Source organism: Asaia sp. SF2.1 (assembly GCF_000505765.1).
In the GTDB taxonomy this organism is placed as follows: domain Bacteria; phylum Pseudomonadota; class Alphaproteobacteria; order Acetobacterales; family Acetobacteraceae; genus Asaia; species Asaia bogorensis.
The window spans coordinates 18415-36295 of record NZ_AYXS01000019.1; the positions used below are offsets into that span (position 1 = coordinate 18415).

The 17881-nt window shown below is 60.3% G+C and carries 17 protein-coding genes and 2 tRNA genes; 8 read left to right on the top strand and 11 right to left on the bottom strand.

Annotated elements, in window-relative coordinates; genetic code table 11:
• The first annotated feature begins 143 nt into the window (after positions 1 to 143).
• The 4 genes from P792_RS29165 (at position 144) to P792_RS29180 (ending at position 2333) form a co-directional block, all read left to right on the top strand.
• Positions 144 to 650, top strand: coding sequence for a YbjN domain-containing protein (locus P792_RS29165; protein ID WP_023978867.1), 507 nt, complete (start codon positions 144 to 146; stop codon positions 648 to 650).
• Complete coding sequence (gene proC, locus P792_RS29170) at positions 647 to 1441, top strand: pyrroline-5-carboxylate reductase (protein WP_031240894.1); 795 nt, start codon at positions 647 to 649, stop codon at positions 1439 to 1441. Before P792_RS29165 ends, proC begins: the two co-directional genes overlap by 4 nt.
• A gap of 141 nt (positions 1442 to 1582) precedes the next feature.
• Entirely contained in the window at positions 1583 to 2212 is a 630-nt protein-coding gene (locus P792_RS29175; RefSeq protein ID WP_023978869.1) for a TetR family transcriptional regulator, read from the top strand.
• Between the two features lie 46 nt (positions 2213 to 2258).
• Positions 2259 to 2333, top strand: a tRNA-Gln gene (locus P792_RS29180).
• 356 nt (positions 2334 to 2689) lie between these two features.
• Here P792_RS29180 and P792_RS29185 read toward each other — a convergent pair.
• The 6 genes from P792_RS29185 to mnmE all read right to left on the bottom strand — a co-directional run bounded on the left by P792_RS29185 (position 2690) and on the right by mnmE (position 8282).
• Positions 2690 to 2765 (bottom strand) — tRNA-Lys (locus tag P792_RS29185).
• A 90-nt stretch (positions 2766 to 2855) separates the two neighbouring features.
• Positions 2856 to 3737, bottom strand: coding sequence for a ParB/RepB/Spo0J family partition protein (locus P792_RS29190; RefSeq protein ID WP_023978870.1), 882 nt, complete (start codon positions 3735 to 3737; stop codon positions 2856 to 2858).
• Positions 3734 to 4546, bottom strand: a complete 813-nt coding sequence (locus tag P792_RS29195; protein ID WP_023978871.1) for a ParA family protein — start codon at positions 4544 to 4546, stop codon at positions 3734 to 3736. The genes P792_RS29190 and P792_RS29195 overlap by 4 nt, the downstream gene beginning before the upstream one ends.
• The gene (gene rsmG, locus P792_RS29200) at positions 4536 to 5117 is read right to left on the bottom strand and encodes a 16S rRNA (guanine(527)-N(7))-methyltransferase RsmG (protein WP_023978872.1); all 582 of its coding nucleotides are present in this window, start codon (positions 5115 to 5117) and stop codon (positions 4536 to 4538) included. Before rsmG ends, P792_RS29195 begins: the two co-directional genes overlap by 11 nt.
• Complete coding sequence (mnmG, locus tag P792_RS29205; RefSeq protein ID WP_023978873.1) at positions 5114 to 6970, bottom strand: tRNA uridine-5-carboxymethylaminomethyl(34) synthesis enzyme MnmG; 1857 nt, start codon at positions 6968 to 6970, stop codon at positions 5114 to 5116. Before mnmG ends, rsmG begins: the two co-directional genes overlap by 4 nt.
• Before the next feature lie 7 nt (positions 6971 to 6977).
• Positions 6978 to 8282: a tRNA uridine-5-carboxymethylaminomethyl(34) synthesis GTPase MnmE gene (gene mnmE, locus P792_RS29210; RefSeq protein WP_152530205.1), complete on the bottom strand. Its 1305-nt coding sequence runs from the start codon at positions 8280 to 8282 to the stop codon at positions 6978 to 6980.
• Between the two features lie 13 nt (positions 8283 to 8295).
• On the opposite strand from mnmE, the gene P792_RS29215 reads away from it, so the two are divergent.
• On the top strand, positions 8296 to 8742 hold the full coding sequence (locus P792_RS29215; RefSeq protein ID WP_023978875.1) for a methylated-DNA--[protein]-cysteine S-methyltransferase: 447 nt from the start codon (positions 8296 to 8298) through the stop codon (positions 8740 to 8742).
• Between the two features lie 260 nt (positions 8743 to 9002).
• Here P792_RS29215 and rho read toward each other — a convergent pair whose 3' ends face one another.
• From rho to P792_RS29230, 3 genes are all read right to left on the bottom strand, one after another.
• A complete protein-coding gene (gene rho, locus P792_RS29220) occupies positions 9003 to 10298 on the bottom strand; it encodes a transcription termination factor Rho (protein WP_023978877.1) in 1296 nt (431 codons plus the stop codon).
• Positions 10299 to 10520: 222 nt separating this feature from the next.
• On the bottom strand, positions 10521 to 11087 hold the full coding sequence (locus P792_RS29225; RefSeq protein ID WP_023978878.1) for a hypothetical protein: 567 nt from the start codon (positions 11085 to 11087) through the stop codon (positions 10521 to 10523).
• Positions 11084 to 12070 carry a magnesium transporter CorA family protein gene (locus tag P792_RS29230; RefSeq protein ID WP_023978879.1) on the bottom strand — a complete coding sequence of 329 codons (987 nt, stop codon included), beginning with the start codon at positions 12068 to 12070 and terminating at the stop codon, positions 11084 to 11086. Before P792_RS29230 ends, P792_RS29225 begins: the two co-directional genes overlap by 4 nt.
• Positions 12071 to 12194: 124 nt before the next feature.
• Between P792_RS29230 and trpB the strand changes: the two genes are divergently transcribed.
• Positions 12195 to 13421 (top strand): tryptophan synthase subunit beta, encoded by a 1227-nt coding sequence (gene trpB / locus P792_RS29235; RefSeq protein ID WP_023978881.1) that lies wholly within the window; start codon positions 12195 to 12197, stop codon positions 13419 to 13421.
• The gene (gene trpA / locus P792_RS29240) at positions 13418 to 14233 is read left to right on the top strand and encodes a tryptophan synthase subunit alpha (RefSeq protein WP_023978882.1); all 816 of its coding nucleotides are present in this window, start codon (positions 13418 to 13420) and stop codon (positions 14231 to 14233) included. The genes trpB and trpA overlap by 4 nt, the downstream gene beginning before the upstream one ends.
• A gap of 90 nt (positions 14234 to 14323) precedes the next feature.
• On the opposite strand, the gene P792_RS29245 is transcribed toward trpA, so the two are convergent.
• A complete protein-coding gene (locus P792_RS29245; RefSeq protein ID WP_023978883.1) occupies positions 14324 to 14998 on the bottom strand; it encodes an HdeD family acid-resistance protein in 675 nt (224 codons plus the stop codon).
• A gap of 261 nt (positions 14999 to 15259) precedes the next feature.
• On the opposite strand from P792_RS29245, the gene P792_RS29250 reads away from it, so the two are divergent.
• Positions 15260 to 16294 carry a 1-acyl-sn-glycerol-3-phosphate acyltransferase gene (locus tag P792_RS29250; protein ID WP_023978884.1) on the top strand — a complete coding sequence of 345 codons (1035 nt, stop codon included), beginning with the start codon at positions 15260 to 15262 and terminating at the stop codon, positions 16292 to 16294.
• Positions 16295 to 16334: 40 nt separating this feature from the next.
• Here P792_RS29250 and P792_RS37620 read toward each other — a convergent pair.
• Positions 16335 to 17881, bottom strand: a 1547-nt coding sequence (locus tag P792_RS37620) for a TonB-dependent siderophore receptor (protein ID WP_031240899.1), incomplete at its 5' end; no start/stop codon positions are given.

Here is a 17881-nt window from a genome sequence, read left to right on the forward strand (position 1 = left end):
CGATCTTGCAACAGGACGCAGGCATACGTAACGTGGCCTGATATGACGATTCGCAGCTTGCACAGCCCCGGATCTTCATATCGTTGCAGACATCCTGATGCGCATCGCCATGCCATGCGCATCACCGGCCCAGGGAGTCCCGAATGCCTGCTCTTTCCTTCTCCTCCTCCTCGCATCAGGATACGAATCCCCTCGACGTCATGGAGCAAATCGTCTGCGGCCATGACTGGGCGTTCGACCGCCGCACAGATTGCGAGATGGCCGCCGAAGCACCGGGAAAATGGTGCGATTACGGGCTGTATTTTTCATGGTCACGCGAGATCGCAGCCATGAACTTTACCTGCACGTTCGACCTGCGGGCTCCCGCCAACCGCCGCAAGGCGCTTTACGAACTGATTGCACTGGCCAATGAGCGCCTCTGGATCGGGCATTTCAGCCTCGACCTCGAGACCGGCACGCCGGTTTTCCGCCATTCGGTTCTGCTGCGCGGTGCCACGAGCCTTGCCGCAGAAAGCATGGAAGACATGATCGATATCGCCATCACGGAATGTGAGCGCTTTTACCCCGCCTTCCAGTTCACACTCTGGAGCGGCAAATCCCCCGCCGAAGCCCTCGAAGCGGCCATGCTCGATTGCGCAGGTGAAGCGTGAGCCTGCCGTCACTGCTTCTGGTCGGTTGCGGCAAGATGGGTGGGGCGCTCTGGCAGGGCTGGCTTGAGGAGGGTTTGGCACCCTCCGTCATTCTGGACCGGCGCTGTGAAGCGCCTCCTGCCCCCCATCATGTCGTGCGCAGCCCTTCGGAAATTCCCCAGGGCTTTAAACCCGATATCATCATCCTGGCCGTCAAACCGGCTGGCATGGAAGAAACCATGGCATCGCTCAGACCCGTTCTGGACGATACCATTGTCATCTCGATGCTGGCCGCCCGAACCATCGAGAGCCTGCGCGCTGCCTCTGATGGCGCCCGGACGAAAATCGTGCGCGCCATGCCCAATACACCCGCCTCAATCGGCAAGGGCGTAACGGGCGTTTGCAGCACCGATCTCAACGAGGGAGAGCGCAAGCTCTGCACGACCCTTCTTTCTGCCGTGGGTGAGGTCGCCTGGGTAGAAAGCGAAGCCCTGCTGGAGGCACTTACGCCCATATCGGGTTGCGGCCCGGCCTATGTGTTCCTGCTGGCGGAATTGCTGGAAAAGGAAGCTCTGCGCGTGGGCCTGCCACCTGACACGGCACGGTTGATTGCACGAGGGACGGTCGCAGGCGCCGGAGCGCTGCTTGAGGCCTCTCCGGAGGAAAGCGAGACATTGCGCAAGAATGTCACCAGCCCCAACGGTGTAACAGCCAAGGCACTCGAGGCGATGATGGCACCGGGAGCCTGGCCTGCCACCATGACCAGGGCGATTGATGCGGCCATGGCGCGAGCACGCGAAATGGCCTCCTGAGCGAAACACCGCGGAACGCCCTCTGAGCCATCACAGGGATGGCGTGTGGGCAAAACCGTTCATTTCCCTGTCATTCGATTGTCACGGCCTGACCATCTTGTATTATTGATGCTGAATGACAGGGACGGGTTCATGACGGAAATCGATCGCGAAGAATTTGATCTGGCGCTTCTGGAGGCGGGCTTCACCATTGCCGCTGAAAAAGGCTGGCCACGCTTCACGCTGGTCGAGGCCGCTCAGCGCGCCGGATTACCGATCGATGAAGTCCGTGCCCGCTTTCCTTTCCGGCACAGCCTGCTGTTCCGTCTGGGCCGCCTGGCTGACGAATCGGCCTTTCGCGATGACGGTTTGAGCGGATCCATCCGTGAACGTATCTTTGATCTGTTCATGCGGCGCTTCGATGTATTCCAGCAATACCGCGAGGGCATCCGGGCTGTTCTGCAGGCCCTGCCGACAGAACCCGGTCTGACACTCCTGCTTGGTGCTGCCACCCTCGACACGATGCGCTGGATGGCCGAGGTCGCTGGTGTGGAGTGCAGCGGACTTGGCGGGGTGATGCGTCTCAACGGGCTTGCTGGTGTCTGGGGCTTTGCTCTGCGTGCCTGGGAGAAGGATGAAAGCGCCGACCTCTCGCAGACCATGGCAGCGCTTGATCAGGGGCTCGACAAGGCAGAACGTTTTGGCGTGCTCAAGCCCTCCCCGGATCGCCTGATGGATCAGGCCAGCCAGCGCAGCGGCATTGCCGATCATCCGCTCGAACTCGAAACATAATGGCTTTACGTCTGCCATGAGGCAGATTAAAAGCCCTTCGACGCGATGGGATGTAGCCAAGCGGTAAGGCAGCGGATTTTGATTCCGCCATTCGGAGGTTCGATCCCTCCCATCCCAGCCAGCGCCATTTTCCTCTGAAAAACTGATCTACAGAACGAGCCTGCCGGTTTTCGGACGTCTTGCGGATTCATCGTGCTGAAACTCACGATGCAGGCTTATGCCGCAGATTTTCCGCATACACGGCGTTCTGCCTGATACAGGACGGAGCGACGCTGCGCGGTCCTACGGCGCTCCGGTATGGCCGCAGACAAGCGCTGCGCGAGGCGTGACACGAACATGGCTTATCGCGATGACACCGCCAGATGATCGATGCTTCTCTTGAACGGCGGTATCCGTACGTCGAAGCAACGGCAGGCGCCAATCTGAGAACAGGTCTGGGAAGATCGATTTTTGCATAGGAAGGTACCGGCGGGGCGATGGTGGGCACACAAGGGCTCGAACCTTGGACCCGCTGATTAAGAGTCAGCTGCTCTACCAACTGAGCTATGTGCCCATAGCCCCGCTCCGGTGAGAGGGCTTCTAACAAAGGGCGGAACAGGCATCAAGAGAAAAATGCACTATTCCGCATTCGAAACTAAAATTCCTATTTCTCCGGTGAAAGCAGACGCATAAGCGTGTCGAACTGATCGAGGCTACGATAGTCCAGACGAAGCGAGCCGCCCTTGCCGTTGAATTCGATCTTCACCTTGAGGCCAAGACGCGTCGCAAGATCCCGCTCCAGACGGACCAGTTCGTTATCGCGCGGCGCCTTGATCGCTTCCTGTTCGGCTTTGGGGGTCAATCGCGCCAAGGCCTCGGTCTGACGCACGTTCAGCCCACGGGCAATCACGATATCAGCCGCTGCGCAGGGGTCAGGATGCGCCAGCAGGGCACGGGCATGGCCTGCACTCAGCAAGCCGTCACGCACCTTCTGGCGTACGGCTTCGGGCAGGTTCAGCAGGCGCAGGATATTGCCAATATGCGGGCGGGATTTGCCCACAGCACCGGCCAGTTCCTCCTGCGTCAGGGCGTAATCGGTCAGCAGGCGTTGCAGGCCTTCTGCCTCTTCAATCGCGTTGAGATCGGCGCGTTGCAGATTCTCGACCAGCGCGGCAGCCATGGCATCGGCATCATCGAGCAGACGCACATGCACCGGCACCTCATGCAGTCCTGCACGCTGCGAGGCCCGCCAGCGGCGCTCACCGGCGATGATCTGGTAATGACCCTTCTGATCCGGGTCTGGCCGTACGAGAATAGGTTGCAGCACACCACGGCTTCGTATGGAGTCTGCAAGTTCGTTCAGCCTGCCCTCATCCATGTCCACACGTGGCTGGAAAGGACCCGGTGCGAGAAGGTCTACCCCCAACATGGAGGGAGTCGGCACAGCTTCATGCGCAGCCCCCTGCGTACGGGGCAACTCGATCGCCTGGTCGCCAAGCAGGGCAGCAAGGCCGCGGCCGAGACGTGGAGCCGGTTTTTTGCTCATGAGGGAGCCCCTTGCTTTTGGGTGAGGCCCAGACGCTGGCCGATTTCCTGTGCCAGAGCGAGATAGGCCTGCGCCCCGCTGCTGCGACGGTCATATTCGAGCACTGAGCAGCCATGGCTCTGGGCTTCGGAAATCTTGATGTTCCGGGGAATCAGTGTTTCCAGAACCTGCTCGCCAAAGAAGTTGCGCGCATCTGCCGCCACAAGCTCCGAGAGGTTGTTGCGCCGGTCATACATCGTGAGAATGATGCCCGCCACATGCAGGTCTGCATTGAAGGCCCGGCGCACACGGTCAACTGTCCGCACGATCTGGCTGATCCCTTCCAGAGCGAAGAACTCACATTGGAGGGGGATCAGCACGGCATCGGACGCAACAAGCGCGTTCAAGGTCAGCAGACCGAGACTAGGCGGGCAATCGATCAGGATGACATCATAACGCCCTGACAGGGCCTCCAGAGCCTCGCGTATGCGGAACTCACGGCGATCACTGCCGATCAGTTCAAGTTCCGCACCCGCCAGATCGGTGTTGGCAACGATGATGTCGAGATTGGGTGTCTCTGTCGGGCGGGGAAGCTTTTCGGGGGGCGCTTCCTGCATGAGCGCCGCATAGCTGCCGATCTGACGCGCATTATAATCGACACCCAGTCCGGTCGAGGCATTGCCCTGCGGATCGATATCCACCAGCAACACGCGTTGCGTGCTGGCGAGTGCCGCGGCCAGGTTGATTGCTGTTGTGGTCTTGCCCACACCACCCTTCTGGTTGGTGACGGCGAGAATACGGGCCTTCTTGCCCGTGTCGTTATTCGACACGTTTGATATCGCTTATCTCGATGATGGCGCCACCTGAGGCGGCGCGATTGTCCAGAATTCTGTGCTGCATGTGCCAGCACCGCTCGGCTTCGGTCAACTCGTCGGGAAGATTTTTACCCTTCAAAAACAGGGCTTTCCCTCCCGGCAGAAGAAATGGTGCGCTCCATTCGAGCAACTGGCTCAAAGACGCCAGCGCACGCGCGGTCACATAGGGGGCCGGGGGAAGTTCGGCCTGCTCGATGCGTCGGGACACGGCCTGAGCCTTGACGCCGCAGGCCCGCGCCGCCTCACGCAGGAAAGCACATTTACGCTGGTCAGATTCGACCATCACCATCTCGGCGTCGCAAGCGATGCCGATCATCAGCGCCGGAAATCCACCCCCTGAGCCCAGATCGATCACGCGTGAGCCTCTGGTGATGAACGGCACCAGTCTGAGCGAATCTGCGATATGGCGCTCCCACAAATGGGGCATGTCACGCGGGCTCACCAGATTGATCCGGGCATTCCACTTCTCGAGGAGTGCCGCGAACACCTCGAGGCGTTCGCGTGTTTCACGTGAAACCTCAATCATGCCACGGCCCTCACATGGGCGAGGAGCGCAATCATGGCGGCGGGTGTGACACCCGGCACACGCTGGGCGGCGGCGAAATTGGCCGGGCGCGCGATAGAAAGGCGTTCCTTCATCTCGCTGCTCAGCCCACCGATACGTCCATAATCGAGATCATCAGGCAGCGCGATCTGGGCTTCATTGGCCAGCTGACGTATCTCACGCTCCTGTCGTTGCAGGTACCCCCCGTAACGCGCCTCGGTCTCGACATGGCGCCGTATGCGCAGAGGCAACGCACCAAACCACGGGGCCAGACGGATCGCCGCTTCCTCATCAGCCTGCCCTGACAGCACGTCGAGCAGGGAACGCCTGCGTCCATCCTGCGAAACAGCAATACCCTGTGCGGCCAGATCCTGCGGAGCATGGATCGGTGCCCTAGCCTGCTCCATTGCCCCGTCGATCGCCTCACGATCCTGCTTCAACCGCGCGGCTCGCTCTGCACCGACGCAGCCCATTTTCTCCCCAATTGCGGTCAGGCGGAGATCGGCGTTGTCTGCGCGCAGGCTGAGGCGATACTCGGCGCGTGAGGTGAACATACGATAGGGCTCTGAAACGCCCTGCAAGGTGAGATCGTCCAGCATCACACCCAGATAAGCCTGATCACGCCCCAGCACGAGCGGATCACTGCCTGCCACAAAGCGTGCGGCATTAAGCCCCGCAAGCAGGCCCTGGGCGCCCGCCTCCTCATAGCCTGTCGTTCCGTTGATCTGCCCTGCCAGATAAAGGCCGGTCATGGCCCTGAGGGCGAGACTGGGGGCGAGCTCACGCGGGTCGACATAATCATATTCAACGGCGTAGCCGGGGGTGGCGATACGCGCCTTCTCGAGCCCCGGAATGGAGGCCATCATCAGCGCCTGAATATCGGCAGGCAAGCTCGTCGATATACCATTAGGATAGACCAGATCGCCACCCGGATTGCCGGGGAGCCCCTCGGGCTCGAGAAAGATCTGGTGCCCATCCTTTTCGCCAAACCGGACGATCTTGTCCTCGATCGACGGGCAATAGCGCGGCCCCTTGCCTGCAATCGCCCCACCATAGAGCGCGGATTTCGCCAGATTATCGCGAATGATCTGATGGGTCTGTGGCGTCGTGCTGGTGATACGGCATGAAAGCTGGTCTGTGGTGATACGCTCGGTCAGCCTGCTGAACGGTTCGGGTACGTCATCACCCTTGTCCTCAGCCAGAGAGTCCCAGTCGATACTGTCGCGTGCAAGCCGTGCAGGAGTGCCGGTCTTGAGCCGCCCCATACGCAGCCCGAGGGCTTCAAGCCTTTCGCCAAGACGCGCCGCCGGACGCTCGCCGATGCGCCCTGCCTGCTCCTGCGTGTGCCCGATATGAATGACCCCGCGCAGAAACGTGCCACTGGTCACCACAACAGCGCCGCAACGAACCACGCGCCCATCTTCGCAAATGACACCTGTGACACGCCCGTCACGCACCTCGAGATCGGCTGCCTCACCCTGCATGATGGTCAGATTAGGCGTGGCATTCAGCAGCGCCTGAATGGCATTGCGATACAGGAAACGATCGGCCTGCGCACGCGGGCCGTGAACGGCTGGCCCCTTGGAGCGATTGAGCAGCTTGAAATGGATGCCTGCCTGATCGGCTGCCCGTCCCATGAGACCATCAAGCGCGTCAATTTCACGCACGAGATGCCCCTTGCCGATACCCCCAATGGCCGGGTTGCACGACATGGCGCCAATCATCTCGGGCTTCTGGGTCAGCAAAAGCGTCCGCGCACCGAAACGCGCTGAAGCCGCTGCGGCCTCACTCCCCGCATGACCTCCGCCTATGACGACAACATCAAACTCGCTCACACACGCCTCATTTACCAATGCAGAATTGTCCAAATATCACATCCAGGAGGGAGTCGACATCAACTTGTCCCGTCAGTCGCCCCAGGGCGCGCATGGCCAGACGCAGCGCCTCACCCCTCACTTCGGGCCAGAGCGCCTCATGAGCCTGATCGAGATAGAGCAGGGCTTCCTCGATTCCAGCCCTGTGACGCGCCCGTGTCAGCGGAGCGCCCACGCCAGCGGTCAGGGCCTTGATACGCGCCCCGAGGGCCTGTTCGAAGCCCTCCATCCCCTCACCTGTCTGGACGCTTAGACCCAGCGTGTTATCCAGCGCCGGATACAGATCCACCTTGTTGCTGACCATCATGGCATCGGGACGCAACGGCATTTCGGCCATACCTGCCACGACGTGTAGCACCAGATCGGCATGTTCCACGTGAAACATTGCCCGGCGTATGCCTTCCGCCTCGATCTCATCCTTGGTCTCGCGCAGCCCCGCTGTGTCGACCAGACGCAGCCGCACCCCCTGAAACAGCCAGTCAATCGCAATCACATCACGCGTCGTCCCTGCGCGGTGCGTGACGATCGCCGCATCATATCCGGCAAGATGGTTCAGCAAGCTCGACTTGCCGACATTGGGGGCTCCTGCAATCACCACGGTCAGGCCACGGCGAACGATCTCGCCACGCTTGTCGGAAAGATGCGCCTTCAGGGCAGAGCGAAGGTCGTTGAGGGTGCGCGACAGGGCAAGCTCGACCGCCTCGGGCAGATCCTCGTCAGGGAAATCAATCAACGCTTCCTGATGCGCCAGCAATGTTTTCAGGCGCTCGCTCCAGCCTTCATAGAGGCGACTCAAAGCGCCGTCCGCCTGGGCAAGCGCCTGCTGACGCTGACTCTGGCTTTCGGCCTCAACCAGATCAGCTATCGCCTCAGCCTGAAGCAGATCGAGCCTGCCTGCCTGTACGGCGCGCCGGGTAAATTCGCCTGGTTCGGCCGGTCGGGCGCCAAGCGTTGTCAGGGCCATTGCCACACGATCAATGACGGCGGGACCGGCATGGAGGTGCAGCTCAAAGCCGTCCTCGCCCGTATAGGAGCGCGGCCCCGGCAGCCAGAGCACCATCGCATCGTCCAGATGGTCGCCCTCATGATGCAGCGCCCGCAGGCTTGCATGACGCGGCTTGGGCAGCCTTCCGCCACATAGCGACGCAAGCACCTCTTGAGCCCCGGCACCACTTGCGCGCATGATAGCGATTGCTGCCCGCCCGGTTCCTGTCGCCAGAGCGAAGATGACCTCGCCCTTGCGCGCTGCCAGGCGTTCCATCGCGTCAACCATGTGAATCCCTTCTATGCCCCAGCTTTCGCTTCACTCTCCTATCGGCCCCCTCACCCTCAGTGAGGATGATGGCGCAATCGTTGCCCTCGACTGGGGTTGGGGGCGCGATCAGGAAAAGACGCCTCTTCTTACCCGCGCCCAGACCATGCTGGAACGCTATTTCGACGGCGAGCCCGAAAGTTTCGATTTGCCTCTTGCCCCTTGGGGTACCGCCTATCGCAAAGCCGTCTGGCAGGCTTTGCGCGACGTGCCTTATGGTGAAACCATCAGCTATGCTGAACTTGCCCTCAAGGCAGGAGGCTCGGCCCGGTCGGTTGGCGGCGCTATGGCGCATAACCCCATCCCTATCCTGATCCCCTGCCACCGTGTTCTGGGGCGCAGCCATCTGGGTGGTTATTCAGGCGAAAATGGTCTGGACGACAAGCGCTATCTGCTGCGCCTTGAAGGCGTTCCGGTCTGACCCGACCGCCCTGTAAAAACACTCCCCCGGCAGGCAAATCCTACCCTGCTGGATAAAGCATATGGCGCCATCAGTTGGGTACCTTGCCCCAACATGCTTCATGCAGGCCGCGTTCTACGGCACGATCATCCCTCCGCATGAGGCAAGGAAAACGCGACCAAGCCGGATGGCGTCCACGGCGAAACGCCCCATGATACCGCCCATAAAAAAACCGCCGGAAGCATGAGCCTCCGGCGGTTTTTCATGACCTGCAGACCAGATCAGTTGTTCATGGCGTCGAAGAAATCCTGGTTCGTCTTGCTGTATTTCAGCTTGTCGAGCAGGAAGTCCATGGCATCCATCGTCCCCATGGGCGACAGGATACGACGCAGGACCCACATCTTCGAGAGCGACGCACGATCGACAAGGAGTTCTTCCTTACGCGTGCCCGACTTGGTGATGTCGATTGCCGGGAAGGTGCGCTTGTCGGCAAGCTTGCGATCGAGGATGAGTTCGGAGTTACCCGTACCCTTGAACTCCTCGAAGATCACCTCGTCCATACGGCTGCCCGTATCGATCAGCGCGGTGGCGATGATGGTGAGCGAACCACCCTCTTCGATGTTGCGCGCTGCGCCAAAGAAGCGCTTGGGGCGCTGCAGGGCGTTGGCATCCACACCACCGGTCAGCACCTTGCCCGATGAGGGAACAACAGTGTTGTAGGCGCGCGCAAGACGGGTGATCGAGTCGAGAAGAATAACGACATCGCGCTTGTGCTCAACCAGGCGCTTGGCCTTTTCGAGCACCATTTCGGTCACCTGCACGTGGCGGGTCGCGGGCTCGTCGAAGGTCGAGGACACGACTTCGCCACGCACCGAGCGGGCCATATCGGTCACTTCCTCAGGGCGCTCGTCGATCAGCAGAACGATCAGGAACACATCGGGGTGGTTGGCGGAAATCGACGAGGCGATGCTCTGCAGCATCACGGTCTTGCCGGTGCGAGGCGGGGCCACAATCAGGGCGCGCTGGCCCATACCGATCGGGGCCACAAGGTCGATCACGCGCGGCGTGTAGTCGCGCTGGTCTTTCTTGCCCTTGCCGGTGGGCTGAGGCTCGGGTGCACCGGCCTGCTCGACTTCCATACGCAGGCGACGCTCGGGATAGAGCGGCGTCAGATTGTCGAAGTTGATGCGCTGGCGAACCGCGTCAGGCTCTTCGAAATTGATGGTGTTGACTTTGAGCAGCGAGAAGTAACGCTCGCCATCACGCGGGGCGCGGATCTGCCCCTCAACCGTATCGCCAGGACGCAGGCTGAAGCGACGGACCTGGGCAGGCGAGATATAGATATCGTCAGGGCCGGGCAGGTAATTGGCTTCAGGCGAGCGCAGGAAGCCGAACCCATCGGGCAGAATTTCCAGCGTGCCTTCGCCGTAGATGGCCTGATCATTATCCGCCAGGGTCTTGAGAATGGCGAACATGATGTCCTGCTTGCGCATCGAGGAGGCATTCTCGATTTGCAGCTCTTCAGCATAGGCCAGCAGATCGGCAGGTGTTTTTTTCTTGAGTTCAGCAAGATGCATGAAAAGCGCCTTAGATGGGCTATAGTCCACTGCCCGGACGATTTGGCATCGTGACCGTGACAGATGATCGATCGTGAAAGAATGCCCCGTCAGATGGGCCGCAGAACCGGGCCCGACGATGAGCGAAGACGAAAGGGTCTTGAAAAAGGCCGCATGAATTAAGACAGGCGGCTCTTGCGTCTCAATCTAGTGAGAAATAACGCTTTCTGTCAATAGTTCGGATCAGCCGCGCCACGGCTGCATCATGTATTGACCCGACCTTGCCTCCGATGCGGCCAACCCTGGAAGAATGAAGACCAGAGGAGAGGGATTCACCTTCTCGGCATAGGCACCGGAAATCATGGCTGGCGCGCATTGGCCGTCAAGATGCAGGGGCTTGGGCAGGGCAATATCGATCGTACAGGGAACCGGCCCGCTGGAGCCGGAAGCGGGCTGGTAATGCGCTTGCGTGACGTCCTGCGCGGTCAATGCGCCAGTGAGAGGCGCTGCCTGCAGGGGGCGGTTATCAGCATCAAGCGCGACGAATTCGCCCTGCAGACGGTTACCCTCGATGTGATACCCTACCAGGATTCGCGTCGGCTGACGGCCAGTATAGCCGGGGGCCTGACGAAAGCCGGGGGCCGTGGCGCTGTCGCCCTCATACTTCAGAGGCTCCTGGGCAAGCCGATCAAGCATCTGTTGCGCCTGCTGGGTGGTGGGCTGCAAGGGCCGCCCCGCCTCACCCGCCATGACAGGCTGGGCAGCGAGGGTGATGCACATGATCGGAAGGGAAAGGGCAAGGCGCTTCACGTTGAGCGATCTCCAAACCATCCACGGCGCCAGAAAATGAAGAGAGGCAGCAGCACCGAGGCAAGCATAAGGCATAACGCATAATAATAGCCGTAATGCCATTCGAGTTCCGGCATGACCTTGAAATTCATACCGTAAATACCTGCCAGCAGGGTTGGGGTGATGCCCACAAAGCTGACAACCGTAAGCAGCTTCATTCCGTCATTCTGGTCGATACTGATGAAGCCGAGCGTTGCATCCAGCAGGAACTGCACCTTGACGGTCATCTGCGCCACGTAATCGTTCAGTGAGGCCACGTCGCGCCCGAGAATACGCAGGCGGGTCTGAAGGGCCTCACGAAACTCGAAATACCGCGCATCACCCAGATACATGCCAATGCGGTCCACCCCCAGCAGGCTCTCCCTGATGGAAGAGGTAAGGTCACCGCTCTCGCCAAGCTCACGCAGGGTCTGTCGCAATATATTGGCGTTACGGACATGGCGGTTCGGACGTTTGGGCGCAAAGACCGTCCGTGAGATCGTATCGAGCGTATGGCCGTCATTTTCCAGAATATCGGCCAGACGGTTCACGATCGTCTCAAGCAGGTGAATGGTCAACTCCGGCACATCAGAAAGCGCAAAATCGGCGTCGTTGGACGCAAGGTCACGGCTCATGGTCTCGAAGGCGGTGTAGCTGGAATAGCGCAGGGTGATCAGCCGGTCCGGCGAGACGATCATACCCACGGGCCATGCCGTAAGCCGCCCATCGATCACCCGCACCAGGGGCATGGAAAGATAGATCACATCCCCACGCCGGTAGTGGCGTGACGAACTTTCGATCTCTTCCAGTGCGGCCCTGCGCGGCAGGGTCAGCCCGGTCACAGCTTCCGCAAGGCGTATCTCATCCTCATTGGGCTCCACCAGATCGAGCCAGGACACGCCTTTCGCATCATCGGCTGCCAGAATTTCGTGGACCGGCTGCCCGACCGGGTGCGCTAGAAACATCTGGTTTTCCTCTCTGGTTCAGGCGCTTTCACCCAGCGGGTCGGGAATGGACGCAACGCCGCCCCTCTGGTATCGCAGAAACCCGCTCGCCATGTCGATCCATGCCCCGGACAGGATAATTTTCATGAGCTCTGAAGTCCCGCCCCGCCCCAACAGCCTGCGCAACGGCCCCGATCAACGGGGTCGCTTCGGTAGTTTTGGTGGCCAGTTCGTTGCAGAAACACTCATGCCTCTGGTGCAGGATCTGTCGGATGCCTACCAGACAGCCAAGGCAGACCCGGAATTCCGACGCGAGCTGGATTACTATTTCCGCGATTACGTTGGCCGCCCCAGTCCGCTCTGGCATGCAAAGCGCCTGAGTGACGAACTCGGCGGCGCGAAAATCTATCTCAAGCGTGAAGAGCTCAACCATACCGGCTCACACAAGCTCAACAATGTGATGGGCCAGATCCTTCTGGCGCGCCGCATGGGCAAGACGCGCATTGTGGCGGAGACCGGCGCTGGGCAGCATGGCGTGGCCACCGCCACGGTCTGCGCGTTGTTCGGTCTGAAATGCACGATCTATATGGGCGCCGTCGATGTCGAGCGGCAAAAGCCCAACGTGTTTCGCATGCATCTGCTCGGTGCCGAGGTGCATCCGGTAACGGCAGGATCAGGCACGCTCAAGGATGCCATGAACGAGGCCATGCGCGACTGGGTTGCCAATGTGCATGACACATACTTCCTTGTCGGCACGGTGGCCGGGCCGCATCCCTATCCGGAGATGGTGCGCGACTTCCAGTCAATCATCGGCATCGAAACGCGCGAGCAGATGATGGCCGTCGAGGGACGCCTGCCCGATGTGCTGGTGGCCGCCATTGGTGGTGGTTCCAACGCCATGGGCCTGTTCCATCCCTTCCTCGACGATGAATCCGTGCGCCTTATCGGGGTCGAGGCAGCAGGTCATGGGCTGGATAGCGGCTTTACCGCAGCGTCCATCTCCCGCGGTCGCTCGGGCGTGCTGCATGGCAATCGCACCTATCTCCTGCAGGACGAGTTCGGCCAGATTGCCGAAGCCCATTCGATCAGCGCCGGGCTGGACTATCCCGGCATCGGGCCGGAGCACTCCTGGCTGAACGATATCGGACGCGCCGAGTATGTGGGCGTGACCGACAAGGAGGCGCTGGAGGCCTTCCAGCTTCTGACGCGTACCGAAGGCATTATCCCGGCGCTCGAATGTGCGCATGGTCTGGCTCATGTCATGAAGATCGCCCCCTCCATGTCGCCGGACCAGATCATCGTCCTCAACCTGTCGGGCCGTGGCGACAAGGATATCTTTACCGTCGCCGAGCATCTGGGAGTTGCGCTGTGAGTCGTATCAAGGCCCGTTTTGAATCGCTCAAGGCAGCAGGGCGCGGCGCGCTCATTCCCTACCTTCAGGCCTATGACCCGGATCTGGAAACCTCTCTCGCCCTACTCAAGGGCATGCCCGCGGCAGGGGCCGATCTGATCGAGATCGGGGTGCCCTTTTCCGATCCATCCGCCGATGGCCCGACCATTCAGGCCGCCGCGCTGCGTGGCCTCAAAGCAGGCGCCACGCTGGCCGGGGTGCTCGATATGGTGCGCGCCTTCCGAGAGACGGACAATGAAACGCCGATCATCCTGATGGGCTATCTCAACCCCATCGACAGTTACGGCCCTGCACGCTTCTGCACCGATGCTGCCAAGGCGGGTGTTGATGGTCTGATCATTGTCGACCTTCCCAAGGAAGAGAGCGATCTTCTGTCAGGAGACGCGCAACGCTGCGGGCTGGATATCATCCAGCTGGTGGCGCCCAACACGCCCGACAGCCGCTTGCCCTATCTGCTCGATACCGCATCAGGCTTCATCTATTACGTGAGCATCACCGGCATCACAGGCACGCGCACTGCGAGCACCGATGAGCTCGCAGCCGCGCTCCCGCGCCTTCGTGCCGTCAGCCCCCTGCCGGTTGCCATTGGCTTTGGCATCCGCACCCCGGAACAGGCCGCGCAGGCGGCTTCGGTGGGTGATGCTGCAGTTGTTGCCTCAGCCCTGATCGCGACACTTGCCGGCACGCTGAAGGATGGGAAGGCAACCGCAGAAAGCGTTCCGTCCGTTCTGGGTCAGCTAGCAGACATCGCCAAGGCCGTTCGCCAGAACTGAGCGGCTCTTGCGCAGCTGAACTAAAGTAAAAAAAGGCCGCCCCGACGCTGTGTCGGAGCGGCCTTTTTCAAGCAACGCGAGGACGGGATCTCAGCGGCCGTCGCGCTTGAGCGACATGCCGAACGCCATTGCGGAGATACCGCCGAAGATCAGCTCGATGGCAATGAATGTGCCGATAAGCCAGAGCCCGGACCACGGCAGGGTAACGAAGATGAACACCCCGGTGAACAAGGCAACCGCCGCGCTCAAAATCATCGTCCACCAATTGGCTACGTGACGATGGCCCAGCGCCCAGAGCCCCCTCATTACGCCTGAGGCCATGAAGCACCCGGCCAGGAAAGCTGTCAGGAACAGCGATCCCGTCTCGGGTTCCTGAATAAGAAGAATCCCACCGAAAACGTAGAGAAACCCCGTCAGGGCAGTAATCCAGAACCGCGACCCTGGCACGTCACGATGGGCAAAACTCTGCGCCAGATAGGCGACCCCCGAGAAAATGAGCAACATGCCGATAACGACGATGCTCGCCAGCGTGGTCACAACAGTATCGAGAAAGGCAAACACACCAAGCAATATGAGGGCGGCCCCGATGCCGATGAACCAGTTTGGTTTCAGCTTGGGCGTAAAGGGTGGCAAGCCCGGAATACCACCTCCAGGAAAGCTCTCGCCTGTGAAGATCCCGCCAGGTAATTCATCGCTGCGCGAGATGTCGCCCGGATCATTGTCACCGGAGGGTTTGTTTTCTGGGGTATTGCTAAAACCAGACATTACTTTTTACCTTTCTTTCTCATCATTACGCACGAGGCAGGCCGCAGACAGCAAGGCAGAGCCTTAAAGAATACGTGACCCACCAGCGCCACCTGCACCCATGGGACAAGGCAATGTTTCACGTGGAACATTGCCAGGCTTCGCTGCACAAAACGTGATCGGCGCGTCCTGCTGCCATCAATACGTATTGACCAGTCATCATCCCCAGGATCGCAGGTCAGGAGATTGTCACATTTGCCTCCTGACAGTATTGAACACTGCATGAGTGCGAAAGACTTCCGAGCCCGGCTCGCCAAACTGCTATCAGGACGGGGCAGCAAAGCACCGAACGAGAATCACGCACGTCATCAGCCCCGCCCGATCTTGATGGAGCCTACGCCCGCGCGTGCGCCCAGCGTGCTGACCCGCCGTGTTGAGGCCCTCCGTGCTGGCATCCGCCTGGCTGGGGTCATCATCTGGGTGCCGCTTTCAGTGGGATTTGAAGCTTTACTGCTCCCCACCCCCGGCGTCCTCAAAATACGCTGGACGCGGGTCATCTGGGGCGTTCTGTGCAAGTTGCTTGATCTGGATATCCAGGTCGTTGGCAGCCCCGTCGGCACAGTCGGCGGACAGAAAGGACGCGATCGGGGTGAGCGCCCCGTTATCTATGTCGCCAACCATTCGTCCTGGCTCGACATCCCTGTACTGGGAACCAAGATCTATTCCGTATTCGTCGCCAAAGGCGACATCGAACGCTGGCCCATCATGGGGTTGGTCTCCAAGATCGGACGCACCATTTTCGTGAGCCGCAACCGGAGCACAACCGGGCGTGAGCGAGACGAAATGATCACGCGTCTTGCGACGGGAGATAATCTGATCCTGTTCCCTGAAGGCACATCCTCGGACGGGTCACGCGTGCTGCCCTTCATGTCCACATTCTTCGCGATCGCAAAGCTGCCACGCCTGCCCAAAAATGCGCCGCCCGTGGATATGCCCTCTTACCCGCCCGGACTGACGCCACTCATACAACCTATCTCTCTGGTTTATGACCGGCTGGAGGGTTTACCCGTCACACGCACCCGACGCGCCATTTTTGCCTGGTATGGCGATATGGATCTTGGGCCCCACGTCTGGCAATTTCTGAAAACACGCAATAAGCGGGCGACCGTCCTGCTTCACGCGCCTCTGGCACCAGAAGACTTCCCCAGCCGTAAGGCACTGGCCAATGCCGCATGGTCTGCCGTCGCACGTGGCGCCGCAGAATTGCGCCAGAACCGGGATACCATGACGGGTTGGCAGCCTGATCTATCGCGCTGACACGCGCGACGGCCAGAACACGACGATCATAACACAACCATCAGAAATCGATTTCTGTCGTTGCGTGATAGCTTCGGGGCAAGCCGGCGACTGCCGAATTCGTGGCATTGGTGCCGCCATCGACAGAACTCGGATAGACCGAAGCCCAGTATCGCGCATTGGTTACATTACTGACGCCGAAGCGAATGACCATCGGCACGCGATATACGTGAAAGCCATAGCGCGCGCCCAGATCGAGGGTCGTGAACGAAGCCACGAAACTGCGGTTCTCGTTATCGGCTGCGCGTCTGCCAACAACGTGCACGCTCGCATTGACCGCGCCACCCCGCGCCCAGCCGGGGTGATAATCGAGCAGGATATTGGCCTGCACCGGAGCCACCCCCACAACCTGCTTGTGCGATGTCAGTGCAGAGCCTGTGTTGCCAACCTGCGCATCAAGCCAGGTGACACCCCCTATGACACTCAGCCCGTCGCTGACCCGCCCTGCAACCTGCCCCTCGACGCCGTAATTGCGTTGTGTTCCCGCCTCGCGATACAGGCTGCTCACCGGATCGGTGAAGGCAAAACCACGTGTCATGCGAAAAGCCGCGGCACTCAGCATCATCCCCGACCAAGGGCGGTATTTTGCGCCCACCTCATATTCTTCCGAGCGCAGCGGTGCGAGCACGTCATTGGCATTCCGGCTCGACGCCGGGGCAACCGGCCCCGCCTGAACAGACCGCCCCCATGTGCCGTAAAAGCTCGTGTGCTCGTCGAGCCGATAGATCAGGCTCGTCATGGGGGTAAAAACACCAGAGGCGTTATAGGCGGCGGTCGTGACGCCATTGCGGTTGCGGCTCGTCGTGTCGAGCCAGCTCCAGCCAAGTGTCGCCATGATGGAAAAATGGCGGTTCAGCGCCATCGTATCCCCCAGGAGGAGGGATTGTGTCAGGATCGACGCGGATTGATAACGCCCCGAGAAATAAGGCTGCGTCCCTGCGAACACGGTCGGGGCCCCGATACGGGCTGTTCCCAGTATCGTGCTCGCCCCCGCGGTCGGATTGAAATTGCCCATGCTGTAACCGTTCGAGCCCAGCACCAGCTGATGCGCAAAACGCCCGGTGTGGAACCGGCCATTGACATAGGCGAGGTTCGACCAGACCCGGAAATCATTGGCGGTCGTTGCTGCCGTGATGGTGATGCGATATCGCCCCGTATCGTCAAGCAAGGCATTGGTGACACCAAAGACATTCCGCCAGGCATCCTGATACAGGCCGCCCAGCGTAAGCGACCAGTTCTCGTTGAATGTGTGAATGACCTTGGCCAGCGCCGTATTGGTTGACGCGTTATAACCCGCGAAATCCTGACCATATCCCTGCTGCGCAAGATCGGGCGCCTTGGGCAAGGAAAGCCCCGTGGCAAAGGTGAACCCTCCGGCATAACCACGCTGGGCATAGCTGTACTGGCTGGCGTCGATCTGGATCGTCGTCCGGTTGTCGAGCCTGAAATCAAACGCCCCGGCAATCAGCCCGCGTCGCAGATGCGTACCGGGAGCATAGGTCGTGCCAGACTGGTTGAGCATCGTCACACGGTATCCAAACCATCGCC

Bases quoted from the DNA above. Each gene is read 5' to 3' on its own strand.
- P792_RS29165 (WP_023978867.1), top strand. From the start codon at position 144: ATGCCTGCTCTTTCCTTCTCCTCCTCCTCGCATCAGGATACGAATCCC.
- P792_RS29190 (WP_023978870.1), bottom strand. From the start codon at position 3,737: ATGAGCAAAAAACCGGCTCCACGTCTCGGCCGCGGCCTTGCTGCCCTG.
- rsmG (WP_023978872.1), bottom strand. From the start codon at position 5,117: ATGATTGAGGTTTCACGTGAAACACGCGAACGCCTCGAGGTGTTCGCG.
- mnmE (WP_152530205.1), bottom strand. From the start codon at position 8,282: ATGGTTGACGCGATGGAACGCCTGGCAGCGCGCAAGGGCGAGGTCATC.
- P792_RS29215 (WP_023978875.1), top strand. From the start codon at position 8,296: ATGCCCCAGCTTTCGCTTCACTCTCCTATCGGCCCCCTCACCCTCAGT.
- rho (WP_023978877.1), bottom strand. From the start codon at position 10,298: ATGCATCTTGCTGAACTCAAGAAAAAAACACCTGCCGATCTGCTGGCC.
- P792_RS29230 (WP_023978879.1), bottom strand. From the start codon at position 12,070: ATGTTTCTAGCGCACCCGGTCGGGCAGCCGGTCCACGAAATTCTGGCA.
- trpB (WP_023978881.1), top strand. From the start codon at position 12,195: ATGAGCTCTGAAGTCCCGCCCCGCCCCAACAGCCTGCGCAACGGCCCC.
- P792_RS29245 (WP_023978883.1), bottom strand. From the start codon at position 14,998: ATGTCTGGTTTTAGCAATACCCCAGAAAACAAACCCTCCGGTGACAAT.
- P792_RS29250 (WP_023978884.1), top strand. From the start codon at position 15,260: ATGAGTGCGAAAGACTTCCGAGCCCGGCTCGCCAAACTGCTATCAGGA.